General features: G+C 59.4%; 21 protein-coding genes and 1 pseudogene. 5 read left to right on the top strand and 17 right to left on the bottom strand.

Features of this window, described 5'->3' with window-relative positions; genetic code table 11:
* Positions 1 to 170 precede the first annotated feature (170 nt).
* The 6 genes from RR42_RS24245 to RR42_RS24220 form a co-directional block, all read right to left on the bottom strand.
* Positions 171 to 1,304: a porin gene (locus RR42_RS24245; RefSeq protein WP_052494918.1), complete on the bottom strand. Its 1,134-nt coding sequence runs from the start codon at positions 1,302 to 1,304 to the stop codon at positions 171 to 173.
* Between the two features lie 131 nt (positions 1,305 to 1,435).
* Positions 1,436 to 2,434: a Bug family tripartite tricarboxylate transporter substrate binding protein gene (locus tag RR42_RS24240; RefSeq protein ID WP_043353698.1), complete on the bottom strand. Its 999-nt coding sequence runs from the start codon at positions 2,432 to 2,434 to the stop codon at positions 1,436 to 1,438.
* 315 nt (positions 2,435 to 2,749) lie between these two features.
* A complete protein-coding gene (locus RR42_RS37885; RefSeq protein WP_158408305.1) occupies positions 2,750 to 3,427 on the bottom strand; it encodes a TetR/AcrR family transcriptional regulator in 678 nt (225 codons plus the stop codon).
* Positions 3,424 to 4,317 (bottom strand): fumarylacetoacetate hydrolase family protein, encoded by an 894-nt coding sequence (locus RR42_RS24230; protein WP_043353695.1) that lies wholly within the window; start codon positions 4,315 to 4,317, stop codon positions 3,424 to 3,426. Before RR42_RS24230 ends, RR42_RS37885 begins: the two co-directional genes overlap by 4 nt.
* Positions 4,314 to 5,525 (bottom strand): FAD-dependent monooxygenase, encoded by a 1,212-nt coding sequence (locus RR42_RS24225; RefSeq protein WP_052494915.1) that lies wholly within the window; start codon positions 5,523 to 5,525, stop codon positions 4,314 to 4,316. Before RR42_RS24225 ends, RR42_RS24230 begins: the two co-directional genes overlap by 4 nt.
* A 16-nt stretch (positions 5,526 to 5,541) precedes the next feature.
* Positions 5,542 to 6,522, bottom strand: a complete 981-nt coding sequence (locus RR42_RS24220; RefSeq protein ID WP_236702170.1) for a cupin domain-containing protein — start codon at positions 6,520 to 6,522, stop codon at positions 5,542 to 5,544.
* A 680-nt stretch (positions 6,523 to 7,202) separates the two neighbouring features.
* On the opposite strand from RR42_RS24220, the gene RR42_RS24215 reads away from it, so the two are divergent.
* Positions 7,203 to 7,718 (top strand): IS3 family transposase, encoded by a 516-nt coding sequence (locus RR42_RS24215; RefSeq protein WP_043353693.1) that lies wholly within the window; start codon positions 7,203 to 7,205, stop codon positions 7,716 to 7,718.
* A gap of 227 nt (positions 7,719 to 7,945) precedes the next feature.
* Here the strand turns inward: RR42_RS24215 and RR42_RS24210 are convergent, their stop codons facing one another.
* Entirely contained in the window at positions 7,946 to 8,356 is a 411-nt protein-coding gene (locus RR42_RS24210) for a YybH family protein (protein WP_043353691.1), read from the bottom strand.
* A 123-nt stretch (positions 8,357 to 8,479) separates the two neighbouring features.
* Positions 8,480 to 9,622, bottom strand: a complete 1,143-nt coding sequence (locus RR42_RS24205; protein ID WP_043353689.1) for an NADH-dependent flavin oxidoreductase — start codon at positions 9,620 to 9,622, stop codon at positions 8,480 to 8,482.
* A gap of 167 nt (positions 9,623 to 9,789) precedes the next feature.
* Between RR42_RS24205 and RR42_RS24200 the strand changes: the two genes are divergently transcribed.
* Positions 9,790 to 10,683, top strand: coding sequence for a LysR family transcriptional regulator (locus RR42_RS24200; protein WP_043353687.1), 894 nt, complete (start codon positions 9,790 to 9,792; stop codon positions 10,681 to 10,683).
* Between the two features lie 51 nt (positions 10,684 to 10,734).
* On the opposite strand, the gene RR42_RS38785 is transcribed toward RR42_RS24200, so the two are convergent.
* Positions 10,735 to 11,643, bottom strand: coding sequence for an AraC family transcriptional regulator (locus tag RR42_RS38785; RefSeq protein ID WP_082055076.1), 909 nt, complete (start codon positions 11,641 to 11,643; stop codon positions 10,735 to 10,737).
* 260 nt (positions 11,644 to 11,903) lie between these two features.
* Here RR42_RS38785 and RR42_RS24195 point away from each other — a divergent pair, with 260 nt between their 5' ends.
* The 3 genes from RR42_RS24195 (at position 11,904) to RR42_RS24190 (ending at position 13,855) form a co-directional block, all read left to right on the top strand.
* Positions 11,904 to 12,740, top strand: coding sequence for an oxidoreductase (locus RR42_RS24195; RefSeq protein WP_043353684.1), 837 nt, complete (start codon positions 11,904 to 11,906; stop codon positions 12,738 to 12,740).
* 324 nt (positions 12,741 to 13,064) lie between these two features.
* Positions 13,065 to 13,424: a transposase gene (locus tag RR42_RS38780; RefSeq protein ID WP_082055075.1), complete on the top strand. Its 360-nt coding sequence runs from the start codon at positions 13,065 to 13,067 to the stop codon at positions 13,422 to 13,424.
* A 20-nt stretch (positions 13,425 to 13,444) separates the two neighbouring features.
* Entirely contained in the window at positions 13,445 to 13,855 is a 411-nt protein-coding gene (locus RR42_RS24190; RefSeq protein WP_201777384.1) for a hypothetical protein, read from the top strand.
* 34 nt (positions 13,856 to 13,889) lie between these two features.
* Here RR42_RS24190 and RR42_RS24185 read toward each other — a convergent pair.
* From RR42_RS24185 to RR42_RS24150, 8 genes and pseudogenes are all read right to left on the bottom strand, one after another.
* A pseudogene (locus tag RR42_RS24185) lies at positions 13,890 to 14,713 on the bottom strand (IS5 family transposase).
* A gap of 403 nt (positions 14,714 to 15,116) precedes the next feature.
* On the bottom strand, positions 15,117 to 15,767 hold the full coding sequence (gene leuD / locus RR42_RS24180; RefSeq protein WP_043353682.1) for a 3-isopropylmalate dehydratase small subunit: 651 nt from the start codon (positions 15,765 to 15,767) through the stop codon (positions 15,117 to 15,119).
* Between the two features lie 29 nt (positions 15,768 to 15,796).
* The gene (gene leuC, locus RR42_RS24175) at positions 15,797 to 17,206 is read right to left on the bottom strand and encodes a 3-isopropylmalate dehydratase large subunit (RefSeq protein ID WP_043353680.1); all 1,410 of its coding nucleotides are present in this window, start codon (positions 17,204 to 17,206) and stop codon (positions 15,797 to 15,799) included.
* 239 nt (positions 17,207 to 17,445) lie between these two features.
* The gene (locus RR42_RS24170; RefSeq protein WP_043353678.1) at positions 17,446 to 18,303 is read right to left on the bottom strand and encodes a fumarylacetoacetate hydrolase family protein; all 858 of its coding nucleotides are present in this window, start codon (positions 18,301 to 18,303) and stop codon (positions 17,446 to 17,448) included.
* Between the two features lie 25 nt (positions 18,304 to 18,328).
* Positions 18,329 to 19,357, bottom strand: coding sequence for a gentisate 1,2-dioxygenase (gtdA, locus tag RR42_RS24165; RefSeq protein WP_043353675.1), 1,029 nt, complete (start codon positions 19,355 to 19,357; stop codon positions 18,329 to 18,331).
* A 60-nt stretch (positions 19,358 to 19,417) separates the two neighbouring features.
* Positions 19,418 to 19,987 (bottom strand): MFS transporter, encoded by a 570-nt coding sequence (locus RR42_RS24160; protein ID WP_236702169.1) that lies wholly within the window; start codon positions 19,985 to 19,987, stop codon positions 19,418 to 19,420.
* An 11-nt stretch (positions 19,988 to 19,998) separates the two neighbouring features.
* Entirely contained in the window at positions 19,999 to 21,141 is a 1,143-nt protein-coding gene (locus RR42_RS24155) for an FAD-dependent monooxygenase (protein WP_043353671.1), read from the bottom strand.
* Entirely contained in the window at positions 21,138 to 21,584 is a 447-nt protein-coding gene (locus RR42_RS24150) for an acyl-CoA thioesterase (protein WP_052494913.1), read from the bottom strand. The genes RR42_RS24155 and RR42_RS24150 overlap by 4 nt, the downstream gene beginning before the upstream one ends.
* Between the last annotated feature and the right edge of the window lie 6 nt (positions 21,585 to 21,590).

Genomic DNA, 21,590 nt, shown 5'->3' with positions numbered 1-21,590 from the left:
GGCGGCAAGGCCGCTCCGTTCGCCGGCACGCCTGCTCACCCATGGTTACCGAAGGGAGACTTCTAGCGTACCCAGCTAGTCTCCGTTGGATTCAATCTGATTTCTTCCGCACGCAAAGTCACATGATCGCCTGCTTGTTGTCTCCTCCATATTTCATTTCTGTCGCCCTTTCAGAACACATGCCTAACTCCGACCATTGCACCAGTCTGTCCCACGCCGGGTAGCGGCGTATTGGAGGTAGGTAGATTTCCGCCGTCAATGGTAAGTGTGGACTTTTCCTGATTGAAGATCCTGCCCGCCGTCACATAAACCGCCGTACGCTTCGACAGGTTGTACATTGCCCGCAGTGCGACAAGGGATGCGCCGGCAGGGCTGGACCGGACCCTCAAAAGACCGTATTGCAGGTCAAGGTCAATCTGCGCCGTCGGTGACACGGTTACGCCGGCAAACCAGTAGTTGCTCGTAGGGAAGGGTGCACCCTCGTTCTTGCGGTGGACGAGTCCACCACCAAACGCAGCGATACCGTACTTCGCATAGCCGTTGACGAGGATGCGGGTATCTGTCTGCGAACTCGCGGGTAATGGTGAACCGGCCCCAGCACCGCCGAAATTGCGATCAAATGCCGTTGCCAATCCCCACGATCCCGTGTCGTATTTCAGCATTGCCGAGAATGCCTTGCACGCCTTCCAGTCGGTCGGTGACTCTCCAGCGCATCCGCCAGCTGCTGCTGGCAATACGGCATCGCGTCCCAATGAATAAGTAATGCCGGCCGCGAATGCACCGAACTTTCCGGAGTACGCGATGGCGTTGTCCACACGTGAATTTGCGAGATAAGTATCTAGATCTGCCGCGGCAAATATATTGGGCCCCATGGTGTCGCCGATGAGCGCCCAATATATTTGCGAGTACTGCCGCCCTACCGTCAACGTCCCCCAACTACCGGAGAGTCCGGCATACGCTTGCCTGCCGAAAAGCCGACCTCCCTGGTTCAGCGTACCTTGGTCAACCCCAAAACCTGATTCGAGCACGAAAACGGCGGATGTTCCGCCCCCGAGGTCTTCCTTTCCTCGCAGCCCCCAGCGAGACGGCACTGAGCCTGTAATCGTCGGGATGCGGAAGGAGTCGGATCGGCTCGGACCGATGTTGCTGACATATTCAATGCCCGTATCCACCACGCCATAGAGACTGACGCTCTGGGCTTGCGCTGTTCCAAATGTTGTAGCCGCTGCCACAAGCAACGCGATCCGAAACGTTAGCTGAGAGGTGCAGAATCCCTTCTCCCTCTTATATGATGACTGCTTCATTTACTCTTGTCTCCTAGCCTATTTTTTATATGTGACGAAGGTAAAGCGCTATGGAATGCCGGGGGAGCGGCATTAATTCTGGACACGGCAATAGGGTGGCATGATCAGGCCTGGGCCGTGCATTGGGTCAGCTACTCAAGGGCGATGCCAAGGGACTTGACCAGCGGGCCGAAGCGCGCCCTGTCCAGCGCTATCAGGGTGTCCAGCGCGGTGGCCCCGCCGGGCAGCGGAGTTAGCCCATATTCTCTAAGCCGCCTCCTGATGTCGGCTTGCTGAAGTGCCTGATTGACCTCTGCGTTCAACCGCGACACGACGTCCGTGGGTGTTGCAGCTGGGGCGAACATGCCGAACCAGACCGCTATATCGAGATCCGGGTGGGAAGCCTTGAGCTCCGGCAAGGCCGGGAAGATCTCCTTGGCCGCCGGCCCGCTTGTTGCAAGCGGTACGAGCTTGCCAGCCGTGATCAGGGGCATGGCTTCCGCCACGCCCACAACCATGGAGCCTATTTCACCTCCCATCAGCCCCTGCAAGGCGGGCGAGGTTCCCTTGTAGGGAACGTGGGTGAGCTTTATCCCAAGTCGGTCCATGACAAGCTCCATCGCCATATGGGTGGGGTGCCCTGCGCCTCCGGTCCCGAAATTGATGGCCCCGGGCTTTGATCTGGCGAGTTTTACAAACGCCTGGAGCGTTCTGACGCCAAGTGCCGGACTAACCACCAGAACAAGCGTAGCCTTTCCCAGCAGGGCGACAGAGCGGAAGTCCTTGGCCGGGTTGTAGGTCAGCTTCGGGAACACAAAGGGATTGACAACCACCACGCTATCCGGTGCGATCAGCAGCGTATGGCCGTCGGCCTGCGCCTTGGCAACCAAGTCCGCTGCAATGGAGCCGCTTGCGCCAGGGCGGTTGTCGACAACGGCGGGCTGCCCGGTCGCTTCGGAAAGCTTCTGGCCCAGGAGACGAGAGAGTACGTCGCCTAACGCACCGGGCGGGCTACCCACGACGATCCTGAATGGCTTGTTGGGAAACCGCTGGGCTAAAGCTGGCCGTCCTGCAACTGTCGAAAGAGTTACCGCCAATAGTGCAGAAAGTGTGTGGCGCCGCGTAGCGGAAGTGGGGTTATCGCGCTTCATGGTGGAGTCTCCTTTGGTATCCGATTCCGATCTTGTATGCTCAGAAATTTATACATACCGTCTGCCCGGTTTGTATAATAAGACCCCTCACGGAACTCAATTTCCATTAGGGTTCCCCATGGCTCGCGCCGATGCGCATCTCATGGGGCCTAGCCGCTACAGTGGGGTTGCGGCGTTGCAAGGAATGTCGTGATAGTGTGCTTTTGCACTATTCTTGGTATGCGAGCCGACAAGGCTGTCTCGACTTCGCCGATACACAGGCGCTGAAAATTAGGGTATGACCCACCCCCCCCTATTTTGTCGAGATGCAGCCGATCAGCCAGCCTTGCGCACCGCTCGGGGTGTGCGACTGGGTCGGGCGGAACAGGCTTTGTGCTCCAGCATGGCGCGTGCCGTTTCGAGCCAAGACTGCATTAACAGGTGGAAATCGTCCCCGGGGTCGCTGATCAGTTGGCGGACGCCAAAGCCGCGGGCGAGCGCGTAGGTCAGACCGACCACCTGCGTCACCTTGGCACGATCATTGCCGGCGTCAATCAGTGCATCGACCCAGGCCTTCTCGACCGGAAGCCGGTAACGCTGTGCCAGTTCTTTAACGCCTACGCCAAGCGGGGATTGCGGATCCACCATCATCAGGTCCAGCGATAGCAAAAAGTCGTCGCTCAAGAAAAATGATTCGCTATCAGCGACCAACAGTTCAACAAATTCCTCAGGCGATGCCTTTGCCTGGGCAATGCGCTTCATCGCGTTCTCTTGCGTCTGCCGATAGACCTCTTCCAGCGCCTCGAGCACAAGCATGTCCTTTGACGGGAAATGATGCGTCTGGGCGCCCTTGGAGACACCAGCCTCTTCCGCGACATCGGCCGTGCGAAAGCCTGTGTACCGCTTCCGCTTGAGCAACGCAATGGCGCCGCGCACTAGCTTCTGCTGCGTTTCTTGAGTCCGTTCCGCTTGTGTGCGCCGGCGTTTCGTCGAAGAAGTTGCTGTGGATTTCATGTCAATGAGCTTGGATGTTGGGTAACCCGCACCGACATTTCTCCGATTCCAGAACATGCAGCGCGGATTTCGTCGCCTGGGGCAACGGCGCCGACACCTTCCGGAGTGCCGGTCAGGATCACGTCGCCCGGCTGTAGTGTATACATTGTTGAGGCGATCGCGATCAGTTCCGGGATGTCCAACGTCATGGCGCCGGTCGAGCTATGCTGGCGGCGCTCCCCATTCACCCAGAGCGATAGTGTCAGGGCGTGCGGGTCCGCGATCTCGTCTGCGCTCACGAACGCCGGTCCGAGCACGGTGTAGCTGTCGGGCGATTTGCGAAAGCTCCGATCCTCCTTGCCGCGCACGGTCATGTCAAGCCCGATGCAGTAGCCAGCCACATGGGACAGCGCGTGCTCGCGTTGAATCGAATGACCTGGCTTGCCGATCACCACCGCCAGCTCGACCTCATAGTCGGTACGGCGATCCGGCAGAATAATTTGCACGCCCTCGGTGGGACCCACCACGGAAGAGGCTGCCTTGAGGAACAAGCCATAGTACTCCGCAGGCCGGTCCACCCCCTCAAGTGCCATGCGATGAACGCCTGCATCGACGCCCGCGTCCTTCGTATCCTGCTCGACGTGTAGACGGTAGTTAGCCGGGGCCGCCATTACCTTGGAAGGATTTGTCAGTGGACTGTGCACCCGGACTTCGTCCAGCTTCTGTGCGTTTGCGCCGCGACGGGCAACGCCAACTGCTTCACGCAGAATATCGAGATGCCGAATTAGCGGGTCACCTAGAATTGCCGGCCAGCGCAACGCCGGCAGCGCGTTGAGCGCGGCCGTGACATCGTAGACGGTGTCGTTCTCGACGCAACCGAGCCGGTCGCCATTGAATCTGCACAGCTTCATGAGTTCTCCTTCGAATGGTTAAATGGCTGCGATTTCCAGAGCCAGTCAAGGCAGCGGTAGAAATCTTCGGGAGTCCGCTCCTGCAGTTGCTGGGTTCGGATTTCCGCGTCCACGCCATCGCAGTGATAGGTATGCCATAGTGCGCGAGACTCGAGTTGTACCCGCGTAGTTCGTCCAAATCGGAGTGTTTCGAATCTGCCAAAGGCTTGCTCGTAGTCGCTACCGTGTTCGTCGATCAGCCCGCTGAGCGTCACCGCATCTTCGATCGCCATGCCGGCACCTTGCGCCAACGACTGCAGAGTCGCGTGGGCGGAATCACCGAGCAGAACGACCAACCCGCGACGCCATTTGCGGATGGGATGGCGGTCCGCAATGCTCCAGCGCCGCTCCAAATTGACGATCGAGACCACTTCCTTTACTTCTGGCTGCGCATCGGCACACACTCGAGCGATATGTTTCGAATAGCCCTCGTCATTCATTTCCGAACCATCCGTAGGCGTTTCGAATACAGCCACGATATTCATCTCCGTGGCATCGCGCAATGGGTAGTAAATTACGTGGAAACCCGGACCGGTCCACATCGTCACGCCGCGGCGCTTGCGCATCAACGGGGGAACATCCGCCATGGCGACAATAGTACGGTGCGCAATATAGCCGGTATCGTAGGGCTGGTCTTCGGGGTATAGCTGAGCGCGGATTCGCGACCGCAACCCGTCAGCCGCAATCAACGCGCTGCCTTCGAGCTTCTGCCCGGTGCTGCTCTCCACATACACGCGTTCGGCGTCCTGTGTAAAGCCGGTCACCGTCGTCGCCTGGTTCAGCGAGACATTCGGCAGTGCGCGACACGCCTTCAACAGTATTTCATGCAGATCGACCCGGTGGATGGCAATATAGGGCGCAGGATAGCGACCGTCGAAGGCCGCCCCGCATAGAGGAACGCGTGCGAGCACCTCACCGCTGAAGGCTTCATACAGCGTCAGTTCCTCCGGATAGTAGGAGGCCATCCGGACTTCGCGCTCCAACCCAAGCTGAGCCAGGGCCGGCAGTACGTTGGGACCCAGTTGTACCCCATACCCGATCGGCGCGATCTCCGCAGATTGCTCCAGCAAACAGACGGCCTTGCCGCGTCTGCCGAGTCCTAGCGCCGTGGCGACTCCGCCAAGCCCGCCTCCGACCACAATGATCGGGTTCTGATCGCTTTGCTTCATTGTTTGCGTCCTATTGTCACTCACAGTCTTCCAGCGCGTAGTATCCGCAGTGCTTCATTAAGCCTTCATCCGACAGCGCGACCAGAATCGCGTTCTGGTCCACGGCGTGCGCCACCCTCACATTCATCGGCACGGCGATCACGTCGCCAAAGCCCCACTCGAAGTGCGAATCGCCGATGACACTGCGGCCATTGCCGCGCAGGACGACATAGATCGTATTTGTGCGCTGCCGATAGGGATCGTTCTTCCAGCCCGCAGTCCATTCGTGGACCTTGATCGTGATCGTCGACATTTGCTCGGACGTCAGGTCGACCGTGTTGCCAAAGTGACGGTCCTCGTCCACACATTGCGCAAGTTTGCTGAGCGTGCCCGACCAACTCAGGCGCATTGGCGATTCGATCACCTCTTCAACATCCGCCTCCCACTGAAGCGGATGCTCCTGGACAGTCATCGGTTCGAGCAGGTGCACGAGTGGCAGGTCGAGACAGTCGAACCAGAATGCCTGCTCGTCGCCATCGTGGCCATGCCCGTGCCAATACCCACCAGGCGTCAGGACTATATCGCCGCTTTCCATCGGGTGCCGCTTGCCGTTTACAACCGAATAGGATCCGTGGGATTCAATGATCACCCGCAGCGCGTGTGAGGAGTGCCGGTGTGAACGGGCCTTCTCACCAGGCAGTATCGACTGATACGCCCCAACCAGCGTCCGGGTGGTGGCAAAGTCATTGCCGGGGATCGGGTTGCGCAAGATAAAATTGCGCCGCTCGGCGAGATCCGTGCCTATCACACGTCCGGCGGCGACCAGGGCCGACCGCATCTCCGCATAGCGCCAATGGGCTGGCACGAAGCGTGATCGCGGCGTAGCCCACATCAAAGGTTCAGAACGCTGAACCCAGCCTGGGGTGCAATCGCGGGAATCGATTGCTCGTACGAGTTCATCAACGTCGCGGATCGCATCGTAGTCAGCAATAGAGACGTCTTGCAGGATTTCAGACACTTTTTTCCTTTGCCATGTCGAGTTGTGACCTGGATGATGGTCCGCACCATGCGGTATGGCACGACCTCTCTCATCACGCCCCCTCGAATTGCTTGGTGTTGTACAGGTCGGAACTGGACCCGCCAACCCTACGCCAGCGGCAGTGCCGGAGATGTGCTCCAAATCGCCCCACCCTCAGCCCTGCATCTTACAAACCGTCGGGTCGGTATGTAGTTTAATTATTTCGGACGTGGAAGAAATAGGGGATTCTACTGAAGCGTCCTTTTTGTCTTCAGGGCCCGCGTTGGGGCGGTCTCGCCTTGGCATCGGCTTGGCCACGCCCCGAAACCGTTGAAACGCCGCCAGCGACCGGGTGTGTCATCAGGCCATCCAGCGCCTTTCCAAGCACAAGTTCCAGTCCCACTTGGCTGGACGAAGCCATTAGCATCCGCAATCTCGCCCGAAACCAGCCTTCTCTCGGCTCCCCAATCTTGTCGCCAGGACGGTCCATCGGTCGGGAAACACATTGTCATTGGAGCTTCACACCCGACGGTTATGAGCGCATCTACATTCTCTTGCGTCGCGAGGGTTGGCACGTGAATCTTCAAGCGGGTGCATCGACTGTATTGCCTAGAGGGGCTGGAGGTGCGTAGCGGGTGCGTCGAAAGAAGCGTCTGAGCCTACACCGCGGCCCAGCGCCGATGCCGACGACACTTGGCCAGCGCTGGAGCATGGATTTTGTCCACGATCAGTTGTCTAATGGGCAGGCGTTTCGGGTGCTGACCGTGGTCGACAATTGGAGTCGCGAGAGCCCGCTGCTTGAGGTGGGATTCCGATTAACGGGCGCCAGCGTCGTCGAGGCCCTCAGCCGGGTCGGAAGGGTGACCCGACTGCCAGCGTGCATCACGGTAGATCATGGCACCGAATTCACCTCCAGAGCGCTCGATGCCTGGGCTTGGGAGAACCATGTGCAACCGGACTTCACACGCCCCGGAAAGCCAACCGACAACGGGCTTTGCGAGTCATTCAATGGACGGTTTCGCGACGAATGCCTGAACAAGCATGAGTTCACATCGTTGGACCACACGAAGCAGATCATTGAAGCCTGGCGGCGTGATCACAATCATCAACGACCGCACGGCTCGCTCGGCAAACTGACCCCGAGCGAGTACGCCATGGCCCACAAGGTCAGATCGTCAGAAATGACCGAGCTCTAGTTTTAAGTCCCATCACTATTGGGGGGACGTCATCATGGCCTAGCCTCTACTTCCAACGACCGCTAGAAATGGGGGATATCCCTGGAAAGGGCGCGAACGGCGACTTACGTCCGCCGTTCCGCAAGGCCTTACATACGATGGGGATTGGGGCGTCTGCATGATCCGACTGCGTGCTAAATGTCGCCAGTCCGCTCGACGGCAAAGCAGTGTTTTCGTCGGTAAGCGGCTCAGCCGGCAGGGCTGATCTTAGACGTGCAGTATCGTGCAATCTGCCACGTTCCGGTGGCCGACTTACGTAGCAGGAACAGTTCCTGATACGCCGCGGGCATGACGACGCCGGTCGCCTTGTTGGTTTCGGTGCCCTCGGTGGCGCTCCGCACGAAACCCCAGTCGGCGCTGATTTGCACAACCTCCTTTATTTCATAGGCCATGGCGAAACCGACGGTTTCGAAGACTTTCGGATAGACTATGGCCAGTTCGTCCTTGCCCACCGCTGCCGGCCTGCCGGGGGCCATCAGCACGCCGTCATCAGCGTATGTCGCTACCACGGCGGCGGCATCAGCGCGGTTGAAGGCGGTCAAGTAGTCGACTGCTCTCGCTTCAATCGCGACCAATTCTTCGTTAAATGCTTCGCTCATTATCATTCCTCCAAATGCCTTACTCCGAGGCCACGCGACGTTTCGCGAGACCAATATAGGGCCGGTCCAATTGCCGGCCATACAACACAACTGTGTTGACGCACTGCCTAGACGGGTTCCCCGTCATGCCGGCTGGCGCTCCCGTATCGGGAACCAGCCGTGAGCAGCTTGGATGACGGCCCAGAGCTTGTCCGGGATGGTCAGGCTTGGCGCCGACGCGGGGTCGAGGGCGGTCACTATCTCTTCCGCACGGTCGCTCTTGGCGAGCGCGACCCAGTTCGGGTTCATGATAAGCCCTTGACCGATGGCGGTTAAGGAAAGGCCGCTATTCAGCGCCGCCTCTGCCTGTGTTGGCGTTTTCATGCCGCCCGCCGCGATCAAGGGAACCCGCCAGGCCACATGCTCTATGAGAAGTTGCGCAGTAGTCTTTCCTGCACTGCCGTCGGACGGCATACCATTTAGTACGTCGTACAGCGACGCATGGATGTAATCAACGCCAGCCTCGATTAGCCGATCAATCAGCAGGTTTGTATCAGAAATGCGCAACCCACCCTCGGCGGGCTCTTCCGGGGAAACACGATAGCCCAGCAGAAACGGCCGGCCAGCATGCTCTTTGATGACCTGTAGAACGGCATGAACAACGGACAGCGGAAAGCGCAGTCGGCCCTCCAATGTGCCACCCCATTGATCATTGCGCTGATTTGCGAGCGGCGAAAAGAAGTCCTGGATGAGGAATCCGTGCGCGCCATGTAGCTCGACGCCGTCGAAGCCGGCCTCAATCGCGCGTCGAGTCGCATCAGCAAACGCCCTGATGATGATTTCGATCTCGTCGTGGGTCAGCTCGGAGGAGATGTTTCCGCCGGCGTTGAACAAGCCAGCAGGCACCTGAATCGTGCTCGGGCCGACGACTCGACCGTTTGGCACAAGTTCGGGCACCGCTTTGGTGCCGGCATGGAAGATCTGGAGAATGGCGGGGGCACCCCCACTCTTTGCTGCTTGCGCGAGCCTGCGCAGGCTTGGGATAAAGCGATCGTCGTAGGCGGCGAATTCGTTTGTGAAGCCGATCCCCTCCGGCGAGACGTGCGTACACCCAGTGATCACCATCCCGACGTCCTTGGCCCGCGCCTCAACGTAGACGAGCTCCTGATCCGACACTGTCCCATCTGGATTGGCGGACCAGGTTGTCATCGGCGTCATCACTGCGCGATTGCGGAGTGTGACGCCATTTCCAAAGCTGAATTTTTCGAAAAGAGGTGAAGAGCGCATCACAAATGGTCTCGTAGAGTTGGGCGGTGCCAGCGTTGAATTCGCCAGGCTGGCCGTGGGGTGCACAGCAGCACTGTAGTCCCAGCCAATTGATCCGACTAGGCGCATAAAATGCCTTGCCTTTATCATTCATGTGATAATTGAATGAACCCAGCAAGAGGATCGACATGCGACGCGATGAAATCGCCGATTTGGCTGCCTTCGTGGCTGTTGCTGAGGAGCGCAGCTTCACGAAGGCGGCCCAGCGCCTCGACATGGCTCAGTCGGCGCTGAGCCAGATCGTGCGTCGGGTGGAAGAGCGCTTGGGGATCAGGCTGCTTTCGCGCACGACGCGTAGCGTCGCACCTACCGAGGCGGGCGAGCGCCTACTTGCAAGGCTTGGCCCGATGATGCGCGACCTGGACTCCGCGGTCGGGTCATTGGGTGAACTGCGCGACCGACCCGCCGGCACGATCCGGATCACGACGGTCGAGCATGCGGCCAAGACGATTCTCATGCCGGCGATGAAGCGCCTTCTTGGCGACAACCCTGACATACACGTGGAGATCAGGGTCGATCACGCATTGGTCGACGTGGTTGCAGATCAGTTCGACGCTGGCATCCGCTTGGGCGGCGAGATTGCCAAGGACATGGTGGCGGTAAGACTGGGACCGGACATTCCGATGGCGATAGTTGCCGCACCCTCATACCTGTCGAAATTTCCTGCTCCAACCACTCCCGCGCAGTTGACCGAGCATCGGATCATCAACTTCCGACTGCCAACATCCGGTGCGGTCATTGGGTGGCGTCTGATGCGGGAGGGGCGGGAGATTAGAGTGCGAGGTCAAGGGCAACTGGTTGTGAACACGATCGACCTTCTCGTCGATGCGGTGCTCGACGGTCATGGCTTGGCATACATCCACTTGGACCAAGTCCAGTCGTTTCTAGACGATGGACGTCTTGTGCAAATTCTCGACAAGTACACGCCTGATATACCGGGCTATCACCTTTACTATCCAAACCGTCGGCACCCCTCTGCCGCATTTACCCTGCTCGTAGAGTCTCTCCGCTATTCGCCGTAGACAACTTCGCGCTTTATGCGTCGCAACGCCGAACGAAGAATCGGACCGACACTAATGTGTGTCTGCTATTCCTTCCAGTTGCGTGGGAGGTAGGAGCGAGAAAGCAGTCCTCAGTTCCCTAGCCTCCTCTCTTGGACTACGTCCAAAGAATCGTTTGAATTCTCTATTGAACTGGGAAGCGCTTTCGTAGCCGACCCGCGCTGCGGCAACTGCGGCTGTGGCGTTGTCGCGAATCATCAGCAGTCTGGCCTGATGCAGCCTTACGGATTTGATGTATTGGATTGGAGATGTTCTAGCAAAAGCCTTGAAATGCACATGAAAGGTTGGCATGCTCAAGCCAGCTTCGCCGGCTAGAAGAGCAACGTCCAGCGGTTCAGCGTACTCGCGGTGTATGCGTCGAAGTGCGCGAGAGATTCGCCCAAAGTTACCGTGGTTCGCCAATGCAGACCGGATCGCACCACCTCGTTCACCGACCAAAACTCGGAAACAAAGCTCGCGCACAATTCCGGCTCCTAGCACCTTAGCCTCGACAGGTGACATTAGTGCGCGCAACAGTCGCAGCGTAGTGTCAGCTAACGCTGCATCCAATGGCGTAGAGAGAATTCCCTCAGGGGCGGTCAGCATACCTGAACCCTGATGACCCAATTCCAAGACCAGATCTGCCACCGCTGCCATGTCCAGCCGAACTGAAACGGCGAGCAGCGGTTCCTCCGGACTAGCGTCAGTTTCGCTAGAGAACGGCAGGGGCACTGCTAGCACTAAGTAGTGTTGGGCGTCATAGCAGTAGACCCGTTCTGCCAAGTACCCGCGCTTACGCCCTTGGCAGACGATCACAATGCCGGGTTCGTAGAACGCGGGGGTGCGGGGAAGAGATCTGTCCACTCGCATGAACCGCACCCCGTCGAGCAACGATCGAGTGAAGCCTTCTTGCGGCGCGAGCTGTTTCAGCAGCGTCACCATCTCTTGTCGTGTCGACGAAATCTGCTCACTCATATCCAGAACACTGATAGGTCAGTTAATTGGCAAGGATCTTATACGAAATTTGCCACAGAATCCGGCAAATCATAGGAATAGGCAATGATCGAATACGAATTGACCTAGCCTTTGGCGTTAGGCAACGCCAAAATTTCATCTGGGATCTCGTCTTGACGCATGGACGCTGTCCCTCGCTCAAAGAGGCCCTGGGGCAACCTGAGGTCAAACCAACTCAAGGAATACAGATGAATAGGAAAACTTGGCTGATTACGGGCGCAGCCCGTGGCTTGGGCGCTCACATTGCACGCGCTGCCCTTGCGGCAGGAGACAACGTGGTTGCCACCGCGCGGAACGTGGAGACAGCTCGTAGCGCATTCAGTGAGCACACAGAGCGACTCCTTGTTTTTCCTCTCGACGTGACCAGCGCCAGCGGGACGCAGGCTGCTGTGGACGCTTCCATTGCACGATTCGGCACGATCGATGTACTCGTGAACAATGCAGGCTATGGTCATCTCGGTATTTTCGAAGAATCTTCCGCGGATGACTTGCAACGTCAGTTTGAGACGAACGTGTTCGGACTCGCGACCATGACACGGGCGGTTCTACCGACGTTGCGTCGTCAACGCTCCGGCCACATCATCAATATTGGCTCGGTTGGCGGCTTGGTGGGTTTCGACCTGTGCACGCTCTACGGTATGTCCAAGTTCGCTGTGGAGGGTTTCAGCGTTAATCTGGCCCGTGATGTCGCGCCCCTAGGGATCCACGTCACGGTGGTTGAACCAGGACATTTCCGCACAGACTTCCTTGATGACAGTTCGGCGCGGTTTTCCGGGAACCCCATCGACGATTACGAAGAAGTCCGTAGCAAGGTCGAATCTGCCTACAGAAGCTTCAATCACCAGCAGCTTGGCGACCCCGCCAAGCTCGGGACTGCCGTCGTGCAGGTAGCACATGCAGAAACGCCGCCCCTGCACTTGCTACTTGGCTCCGATGCCATCGAGACGGTTCGGAACGATTTGAAGAAGCGCCTGGTTGAGATCGAGGCGTGGGAGCGCTTGTCGATTTCCACGGACCACCGCTGATTCACAGCTTGGGGGGCCGCCATCGGTCTAGCCAGCGTCGTCTGGACAACCTACCCTGCAAATTCAATTGTCGGCGCGTGATGCCCAGCAAAGCCGAGGTCGTTGCGTTCCTACGAACTCTGGGTGACGCCAATCGCGCATCTGCGGAGCGATATATCCTGACTTGCCCCCTTTGGACGTGTCGATGTTGAGTTAGCGAGTCCAAAGTTGTGGAGACTATTGATCTCCGGTGATTGCCTTGCATCGCCAGCACACTGGCGATGCAAGGCGGCGAAGCTGCACACTATCTCTCCTTCAGCTTCTAGCTAGCGGCGTCGACGACGCCTGCACACTGACGACTTCAAGGCAGATGCGGTCGCCTCTGCAGCGCAGCCGGGAATTTCGATGGCGGCTGAAACAATGTCGCTGGGCATCAAAGCAAATCTCTTTCGACACTGGGTCCGGGACGCGGAAATCCAGCAGCGCGTGCCCGCGGTGCTCGATGTAGCCGACACTGCTTCGCGCGCCGCCCGTCCGATCGCTGCTGGATTCGTACCAGTCCAAATGCCCGCAGCGGCCGCGCCGTCGACACCAACAGGAGAGATCCGTGTGGAGGTGCGCCGAGTTGCACTGAGTGTTGTGATGACCTGGCCTGGCGCACTGGCTATTGAGTGCGGCAGCTGGCTGCGAGATCTGCCGCGGTGATAAAGGCTGAAGCGGTCTGGATGGCCGTCGAACCGCTGGACATGCGCGCTGGCACTGACGCTGCTCTGGTACGGGTCGTGGCCGTGTTCGGCGCTGCCAAGCCGCACCACGGGTACCGCCGCATCCGGCCCGAGGGGCATTTCGAGAGCCCTGCTGCGGTAGTCCTGATCGCTGAAGGCTACGACGCCGCTATCGGTGGTGACTTCGAGCTGGTGCCGGCTCACATCATCGCCGTTGCATCTCCCGCGTATCTGGCCCGACGTGCGCCACCAGGCGATCCTTCTGGTCTGATAGAGTTGGATGGTGTCATCATGTGCTCGCTTACGTCGAGTCGCATCCGTACGTGGAACATGCGCAACGCGCAAGGCGATGAAGTTGCCGCAGTGATTCGCGATGCCGTGGTGGTCAACGATCCTGCCGCACCGAGATAGTCGGCGCGGCTGGGCTTAGAGCCCGTTTGATAATTCAAGGATGGGCGATTCTGCGTAGCAGCAGCCCGCCCATTGCGATATAGACCATAGCCTCGGACACATCAGGACGGCGCGCGTAGTCCCTGACCAGGCGTCGCCAGCGAATCATCCAACCGAAGGTACGTTCCACTACCCAACGCCGGGGTAGCACCGCGAAGCCAATCTGACCTTCATGGCGACACACCACCTGCACGACGAAGTCGAGCGTCGCGGATTTATCCATCAACGTGCGACGATCGTATGCGCCATCTGCAAACAGATGCTTCAGCCCCGGCCAGCGCTTCTTTAGGGCCTCCAGGACCGCCAGCGCCCCGGTACTGTCGTCGATGTCTGCAGGCGTCAAGTTCACCATCAGCAACCAACCGTTCGTATTCACGGCAATATTCCGCTTGCGTCCAACGATCTTCATTCCCGCGTCGTAGCCGCGTTCCTTCGCCGCTGGCGCCTTTACCGACTGGCTATCCACCACGCCCGCGCTTGGGCAAGGCCGCCTGCCCTCCAACTCCCTATCGAGCATCAGCACTGCGTCATGAAGCGTCTGGAACAGGAACCGGCGCATCATTCGGCGAAACCACCAGTACACCGTTTGCCAGGCCGGAAAGTCCTTGGGTAGCATGCGCCAGCCCCACCCCGAGCGCAACAGGTATCGCAAGGCGTTGATGACCTCCCGCAGATCAGCCTTCCTGCGCCGCCCCCGCTGTGCGGGCTTGGGCAGCAGTCCCGCCACGCTGCCCATTCCATATCCGTCAGATCGCTCGGATACCGCCGTGTCTTGGCTGCCATGCTTGCCTGCCGCTCTCGATGTTCTTTTTTCCACATCCGAACGTTAGAACACATCTGCGGCGAATTTTCAAAAAGGGGCTCTAACCGCTGACGGGCCGAACCGAACTGGTGGCTGCATTGCATAGGCACAAATGCAGTCGCCCATTATGTTTCACGATAGTGAAACTATTTCGGCGCGTATCAGTACGCGGGAAACTTACTGCGACAGAACCGTACGGAGGCCAACGCAGAAAGCGCTAACCTTTTTGTTTATTATTTACAACATCTTTGGAAAAGGCCCTGAGGAAGCAGTTTTACTTCACTCCACGCCTTGCGTAGCCATTCCTCGCAAGCCGTTTGTGATAGCGCGCCCTCTCGTACTTCCGTCTCGCCCACTCTGTACGTCGAGGACATCGCGACTACCGGCCGGTCGACCCGTTGAATCCGCAATGGAAATAGATCAGCCGGCAAGACGGGGCTTCAGCCACGGCATCTTGGCCACGCGCTCGGCCTCAAAAACCTTGATCTTGTCGGCGTGGCGCAGGGTCAAGCGAATATCGTCGAAGCCGTTGAGCATGCAGTACTTGCGGAACGGCGCGATGTCGAACTCGTAGCCCTGGCCCGACGCCGTGATCACCGCCTGCTTGTCCAAGTCGATGGTGAGCTGGTAGCCCTTGAAGGCATTGGTCTCGTTGAACAGGTGGTCGACCTGCTGCTCGGTCAGCACCACCGGCAGCAGGCCGTTCTTGTAGCAGTTGTTGAAGAAGATATCGGCAAAGCTGGGCGCGATCACGGCGTGGAAGCCGTATTGCGTCAGCGCCCACGGGGCGTGCTCGCGCGAACTGCCGCAGCCGAAGTTGCGGCGCGCCAGCAGGATCGACGCGCCCTGGTAGCGCGGCTGGTTTAGCACGAAGTCCGGGTTCAGCGGACGCTTGCTGTTGTCCATACCGGGCTCGCCGACGTCCTTGTAGCGCCACTCGTCGAACAGGTTGGGGCCGAAGCCGGTGCGCTTGATCGACTTCAGGAACTGCTTCGGGATGATGGCGTCGGTGTCGACGTTCCCGCGGTCGAGCGGGGCCACGAGGCCGCGGTGTATGGTGAACTTTTCCATGTCTTGGTCCTTGCCTGATATCTAGCCGCTTAGAGAAGCTTGCGCACGTCTACGAAATGGCCTTCTATGGCGGCGGCAGCTGCCATCGCCGGGCTGACCAGATGCGTGCGTCCACCCGCGCCCTGGCGGCCTTCGAAGTTACGGTTCGAAGTCGATGCGCAGCGCTCGCCCGGCTCGAGGCGATCGGCATTCATGGCCAGGCACATCGAGCAGCCCGGCTCGCGCCATTCGAAGCCCGCGGCCTTGAAGACCTCGTCCAGGCCTTCGCGCTCGGCCTGTTCCTTGACCAGGCCCGAGCCCGGAACCACCAGCGCCAGCTTCACGTTCGACGCGACCTTGCGACCCAGCTTCTGCACCACCCACGCGGCGGCGCGCATGTCGTCGATACGACTGTTGGTGCACGAGCCGATAAAGACCTTGTCGATATTGATGCTCTCGACCGGAACATTGGGCTGCAGGCCCATGTACTCTAGCGCTCGTTCCATCGCAGTGCGCTTGTTCGGGTCCTTTTCCTTGTCTGGATCCGGCACGCGGTCTTCGATGCTGATGACCATTTCCGGCGAGGTGCCCCAGGTCACCTGCGGGCGGATCTCTTCTGCACGCAGCTCGACCACCAGGTCGAACTTGGCGCCCGCATCCGAATGCAGCGTGCGCCAGTAACCCACGGCCTGGTCCCACTCTACGCCCTGCGGCGCATACGGGCGGCCCTTGAAGTATTCCAGCGTAACATCGTCCACCGCCACCAGGCCGGCGCGCGCGCCGGCTTCGATGGCCATGTTGCAGACCGTCATGCGGCCTTCCACGGTCAGGTCGCGGATGGCCGAGCCGGCGAACTCGATGGTGTTCCCGGTGCCGCCCGCGGTGCCAATCTTGCCGATGATGGCCAGCACGATGTCCTTGGCGGTGCAGCCGCGCGGCAGCTTGCCTTCCACCTTAACCAGCATGTTCATGGTCTTCTTACCCAGCAAGGTCTGCGTGGCCATCACGTGCTCGACTTCCGAAGTGCCGATGCCGTGCGCCAGCGCGCCGAATGCGCCGTGCGTGCTGGTATGCGAGTCGCCACACACCACCGTCATTCCGGGCAGCGTGGCGCCCTGCTCCGGCCCGATCACGTGCACGATGCCCTGGCGATGATCGTTCATCTTGAACTGGGTGATGCCGAAGCTGTCGCAGTTGGCGTCCAGCGTATCGACCTGCAGCTTCGACACCGGGTCGGCAATACCCTGGCTGCGGTTAGTGGTCGGCACGTTGTGGTCCGACACCGCCAGGTTCGCGCTGATGCGCCATACCGGATGCTCCGACATCCTCAGGCCTTCGAACGCCTGCGGACTGGTCACTTCATTCAGCAGGTGCCGGTCGATGTAGAGCAGCGTGGTGCCGTCTTCCTCGACGTGGACAGCGTGGTCATCCCAAAGTTTGTCGTAGAGCGTCTTGGCCATGATGCAGGGGGCGGACGGACCCGTCCTTCAGGAACGGTGCAGATCCGCGCTTGTGGTTTGGGGGGTTCTCTTCGGCGTGCACGTGCACACCGGGCGTAGCGTCATGTGCTGCAGCCAGTCTTGATGATCCCGATGAGAACAGCGGCGGCCCCCCCGCCACATTCGGCGTGCGGGGTTCGCTACCTTCATGCAGTGGGGCTGCAAAAGCACTGCTCGCGCCGACATCGCAGCTTGGAGGCTTAATTTGCGGCCACGCGCGCAGTCATCGTCCCGATACCGGAAACACTCGCTTCCAGAATGTCACCATAAGTGACCGGGCTCACGCCGGCGGGCGTCCCTGTCATGATTACGTCTCCGGGATACAGCGTGTACATCGCCGATGCGTACTCGATCAGCCGTTGCACGTCATAGATCAGGTACTTGGTGTTCGACTGCTGGCGCAGTTCGCCGTTGACGTGGATGCTCAGATCTAGGGAGTTGGGCTCCGGGATCTCGTCCGCTGTGACGATCCAGGGGCCGAGAACAGAGAACGTATCCGCCGACTTACGGAAATCAGGCAACTCGGGGCCGCGCACCGTCATGTCAAGTCCGATGCAATACCCAAACACGAAAGCGAGAGCGTTTTCCCGCGACACCTTCTTGGCTTCACGGCCAATCACGACCGCCAGTTCAACTTCATGATCTGTGCGGCGATCAGGGAACGGAATCCTGATGTCCTCATGACAACCAATGACTGAACTGTTTGCCTTCAGGAAAACCCCGAGCGTGCTCAGGTCCGTGAACGTTTTCCCATGATTAATCTGTGGGTCGTTGTTGGCCTCTGCAATGTGATCCTTGTAGTTGATCGGCGCGGCGATGATTTTTCCGGGATTGGCCACAGGGGCGCGGAGACGGACACTGGCAAGCGGAACGCGTCGCCCGGACTCTATGGCCTCGTCGATGTGGGGCCGCACGCTCTCGAAGTTGTTGATGATCCAGTCATACTTCGGATAAGGCCAGGTTGGGCGAAAGGACGAAGCGAAGACATCGGTAATGTCGACGACATCCTGTCCGAGGGCGACACCGATGCGGTCGTCGTCAAAGATGCAGAGTTTCATGATGATGCTTTCAAGAGAGTGAGGGTTAGTCGCGTTGCTCGCGCAGCAAGCCAAGCTTCTCGTGCACAGGCCGATCTGAATAGCTGAAGAAGACCGAGTCCTCCTCCGCGTGGATAGTGCAGGCACACCAGCCTGGAATTGCTGCAATGTCGTTAGGGCCCACCGAAAAGGTAGGCCCCTCCTCGATCGTGACTTTAGCGCGTCCTTCAACGCAGACGAGGACCAGGCTTTCGGTAGAGCGATACGGCCGGGTAGAGAACCCGCGCGGGAAATAGCGTAGTGTCGTGCCGAGCGTGGGCATGGCCCAGTCGCCGTTCAGCGGATTCACATACTTAAGGCAGATGCCCAGATGGGGGTCCGGCGCTTCGACACCGGCCAGGACGTGAAGCGCCTCGCGGGAGCGCTCGTACGGGTAGCTGAAGATCGGCGACGTGGCATTGCCCCGGTCGCACTGGAGCGGCAGCATGCCTGAGCCAAAGCGGGCGGCCGTTTCGCCACTCACTCGCGTCGATGGCTGTGCCTTCTCCTCATGACTCTCGCGGAACCCCGCCCGCAGAAAGTTGACAAGCGGCACATCAAGCCCGTCCAGCCATACAACTGGTTCCGTGCCTTCATGGCCGTGGTCGTGCCACGTCCAGAAGGGCGTAATAATGAAGTCGCCCCGGTTCATCCGCGTCTTCTCGCCATCAACGGCCGTGTATGCGCCGGTTCCGTGCAGGACAAAGCGTAGCGCCGACTGCGTGTGGCGATGCGCAGGCGCGACTTCGCTGGGCAAGATTAGTTGGATCCCCGCGTAGAGAGTGTCCGTCACCTGTGATTTTCCGGGCAGGCCCGGGTTCTCCAGCACCAGAACACGGCGCTCCGCTTCTTCGGCTGAAATCAGCGGTCCTGCGCGAAGCAGCTGAGGGTAGACATCCTCCCAGTTCCAGCACCAGGGTTGAGCTTCCGGTACCGGTTCGGCGGGCACGAGTTTCTTCAGCACGCTCCAGAGCGGTGCGAGGTTCAAGGGCCGCAGATTCTCGTAATAGCGTTGTCTCTCTTGCTCGACGTTCATGCTTTTCTCCGTGCGCCCTCACCCTCGGGATGAGTCGCAGTTCTGAGCGAAATCTGGTAGTTAGTTGGGGGCACAGTTGATCCCAGCCTCATCGCAGGCCGGGACAAATCCTACCCTGCTGCTACGCTCGTACGCTCCGGCAGACGCGTATTCGCCATCAATCACGTAGCTGCTGGCGAGGATACCGCCGATGCCAAGTCCGGTGACGAAGCGCAGCAGGCCAAGATGCGTTGGCGTCCTGGCATAGTCGGAAGCGATTCTCCCCAGCCCGGCGACAACGATGCACAGAAGCACCAACGGGCGCCGGCCGATGCGGTCCGCCCACGGGGCGATAAACAGCGATCCGACGGTCATACCGACCAGGCCGGCACTGAGAAGGTAGCCCAGCTGCGCCCCTGTCAGGGACCAGTGTGCACTGACGGATGCCGCGGTGAACGCCATGACCATCGCGTCGAAGCTGTCAAGCATGTTGATCAGGAAGCAGAGCCCAATTGCCCGCCACTGAAAGAATGTCATCGACTTGCCATCCATGGTGTGGGCAAGCGATGCGTTGATGGTTGCAGTCGATGTCATGTGTTTTGTCTCCTCGTTCGAGTTTCTTCCGCCGCCGCCAACGAAGATGGCGAGCATTGAGCTCCCGCTTATGACGAAGCGGCGGCGGCCTGCCACGCGTCGTAGCCATCTACAAACTGCGGTGACATGCTGCGCAAGCGATCTGGATCGACGCGTCCCGTGCGGCCGATGTAGTCCATCGCGAACTCCCATGCAGGCAGTTCCATGTGTTGAGGAAAGTGGTCGTACCAATCGGCGCTTTGATTCGCTGCGGCGGTGATCTTCTCCACAATGGGCCGGCGGCGGGCTTCAAAGCTGGCCAGCGCGTCGGGGACGCTGTCGGGGTAATCTGCCACCGACTGCGCGAGCGCCTGTACGTCCTCCAGTGCCAGACGGGTTCCCGAGCCGATAGAGAAATGTGCGGTGCGAAGCGCGTCGCCCACGAGCACGCAGTTCCCGACCGACCAGCGTGCATTGCTGATCTTGGGAAAGCGTCGCCACAGGGACCGGTTGACCACCAGCGACGCACCGGCCAGTTCGTCGGCAAACACCTCCTGGCAGTAGCGCCGCGATTCATCCTCGCTCATGTGCTCGAAACCGATTCGCTCGAAGGTCGACGCATCGACCTCCACCAGAAACGTGCTCATGCTTGCCGAATAGCGGTAGTGGTGAGCGTTGAAGAAGCCCTGGGGTAGTTTCTTAAAAGTCTGAGTCAGGCGATCAAACGGGCGCGTGGCACCGAACCATGCGAAGCGGTTATCGAGGTAATCGATGCGCGCGCCGAACGCTTGCTCATGCGTGCGACGCACCAGGGAGTTCACGCCGTCAGCGCCGATGACGAGGTCGGCCGCGTCCAAGTCGTCCAGGCGGGTGATGACCCGATTGTTGATCAGTACGGCACCTACCGATTCAGCCCTCTGGCGTAGAATTTCCAGCAATTTCAGGCGGGCGATGGCCGTGAAACCGACGCCGTCGATCCGGATGGTCTGACCATGGATCCGCAGTTCGATGTCCCGCCATGTCTCCAGCCCGCAGCTGATCATCTCGAGCGTTTCCGCGTCGCTTGCCCGCAGAAGATCTAGCGCCTGATCCGAGAAAACGACGCCGAATCCGAAGGTCGTATGCGCATCGTTCTGCTCGTAGACATGGACCGTCGCGTCAGGACGCTCGCGCTTCAGGAGATGGGCTGCGTACAGGCCCGCCGGGCCGCCGCCTATGATATTGATCTTCATGTGTTTGTCTCCAATACCTCGGCGTCGTCGCCCATGAGCAGTGCGCGTACCGATTCCGGCACGACACGGGCATGCATCGAGGTTGTGGTTCCGACCGCGTGTACGGCCCAGACCCGGGTCTCATGTGCCTCCATGAGCAGGGTGTCTTCGCGCAGGAAGCGATGGACGAAGCCAAGTGACTTCCCGCCGATCTTTTCGACGGCGATCTCATGCCATAGGTAGGAATGGAGTGTAGGCGCATCGAAAAATTGCATTGACAACTGCACCACCGGCAGACCGCCGCGCGTCTTTTCGTCAAGGATCGCGGTGGGGTCTATTCCGAGCGAGAAGAGCATCTCGTTCAGCCCATCGACCATCCAGCGCGAGTAGTGGGGGAAGAAGACGATGCCACCAGGGTCGCATTCGCTCCAGTGCAGGCGTCGCTTATAGCGGTAGGTACGCATGATTGT

The organism is Cupriavidus basilensis, from assembly GCF_000832305.1.
Classification (GTDB): domain Bacteria; phylum Pseudomonadota; class Gammaproteobacteria; order Burkholderiales; family Burkholderiaceae; genus Cupriavidus; species Cupriavidus basilensis_F.
The sequence above is the reverse complement of the archived record's forward strand: the minus strand, read 5'-3'. Positions and strand labels throughout refer to the sequence as shown.

What these genes read in the sequence shown, in the direction of transcription:
- RR42_RS24245 (WP_052494918.1), bottom strand. Translation starts at nt 1,304, where the DNA reads ATGAAGCAGTCATCATATAAGAGGGAGAAGGGATTCTGCACCTCTCAG.
- RR42_RS24225 (WP_052494915.1), bottom strand. Translation starts at nt 5,525, where the DNA reads ATGAAGCAAAGCGATCAGAACCCGATCATTGTGGTCGGAGGCGGGCTT.
- RR42_RS24215 (WP_043353693.1), top strand. Translation starts at nt 7,203, where the DNA reads ATGCCGACGACACTTGGCCAGCGCTGGAGCATGGATTTTGTCCACGAT.
- RR42_RS37885 (WP_158408305.1), bottom strand. Translation starts at nt 3,427, where the DNA reads ATGAAATCCACAGCAACTTCTTCGACGAAACGCCGGCGCACACAAGCG.
- RR42_RS24210 (WP_043353691.1), bottom strand. Translation starts at nt 8,356, where the DNA reads ATGAGCGAAGCATTTAACGAAGAATTGGTCGCGATTGAAGCGAGAGCA.
- RR42_RS24195 (WP_043353684.1), top strand. Translation starts at nt 11,904, where the DNA reads ATGAATAGGAAAACTTGGCTGATTACGGGCGCAGCCCGTGGCTTGGGC.
- RR42_RS38785 (WP_082055076.1), bottom strand. Translation starts at nt 11,643, where the DNA reads ATGGTGACGCTGCTGAAACAGCTCGCGCCGCAAGAAGGCTTCACTCGA.
- RR42_RS24205 (WP_043353689.1), bottom strand. Translation starts at nt 9,622, where the DNA reads ATGCGCTCTTCACCTCTTTTCGAAAAATTCAGCTTTGGAAATGGCGTC.
- leuC (WP_043353680.1), bottom strand. Translation starts at nt 17,206, where the DNA reads ATGGCCAAGACGCTCTACGACAAACTTTGGGATGACCACGCTGTCCAC.
- leuD (WP_043353682.1), bottom strand. Translation starts at nt 15,767, where the DNA reads ATGGAAAAGTTCACCATACACCGCGGCCTCGTGGCCCCGCTCGACCGC.
- RR42_RS24240 (WP_043353698.1), bottom strand. Translation starts at nt 2,434, where the DNA reads ATGAAGCGCGATAACCCCACTTCCGCTACGCGGCGCCACACACTTTCT.
- RR42_RS24155 (WP_043353671.1), bottom strand. Translation starts at nt 21,141, where the DNA reads ATGAAGATCAATATCATAGGCGGCGGCCCGGCGGGCCTGTACGCAGCC.
- RR42_RS24190 (WP_201777384.1), top strand. Translation starts at nt 13,445, where the DNA reads ATGGCCGTCGAACCGCTGGACATGCGCGCTGGCACTGACGCTGCTCTG.
- RR42_RS24200 (WP_043353687.1), top strand. Translation starts at nt 9,790, where the DNA reads ATGCGACGCGATGAAATCGCCGATTTGGCTGCCTTCGTGGCTGTTGCT.
- RR42_RS24230 (WP_043353695.1), bottom strand. Translation starts at nt 4,317, where the DNA reads ATGAAGCTGTGCAGATTCAATGGCGACCGGCTCGGTTGCGTCGAGAAC.
- gtdA (WP_043353675.1), bottom strand. Translation starts at nt 19,357, where the DNA reads ATGAACGTCGAGCAAGAGAGACAACGCTATTACGAGAATCTGCGGCCC.
- RR42_RS24150 (WP_052494913.1), bottom strand. Translation starts at nt 21,584, where the DNA reads ATGCGTACCTACCGCTATAAGCGACGCCTGCACTGGAGCGAATGCGAC.
- RR42_RS24160 (WP_236702169.1), bottom strand. Translation starts at nt 19,987, where the DNA reads ATGCTCGCCATCTTCGTTGGCGGCGGCGGAAGAAACTCGAACGAGGAG.
- RR42_RS24170 (WP_043353678.1), bottom strand. Translation starts at nt 18,303, where the DNA reads ATGAAACTCTGCATCTTTGACGACGACCGCATCGGTGTCGCCCTCGGA.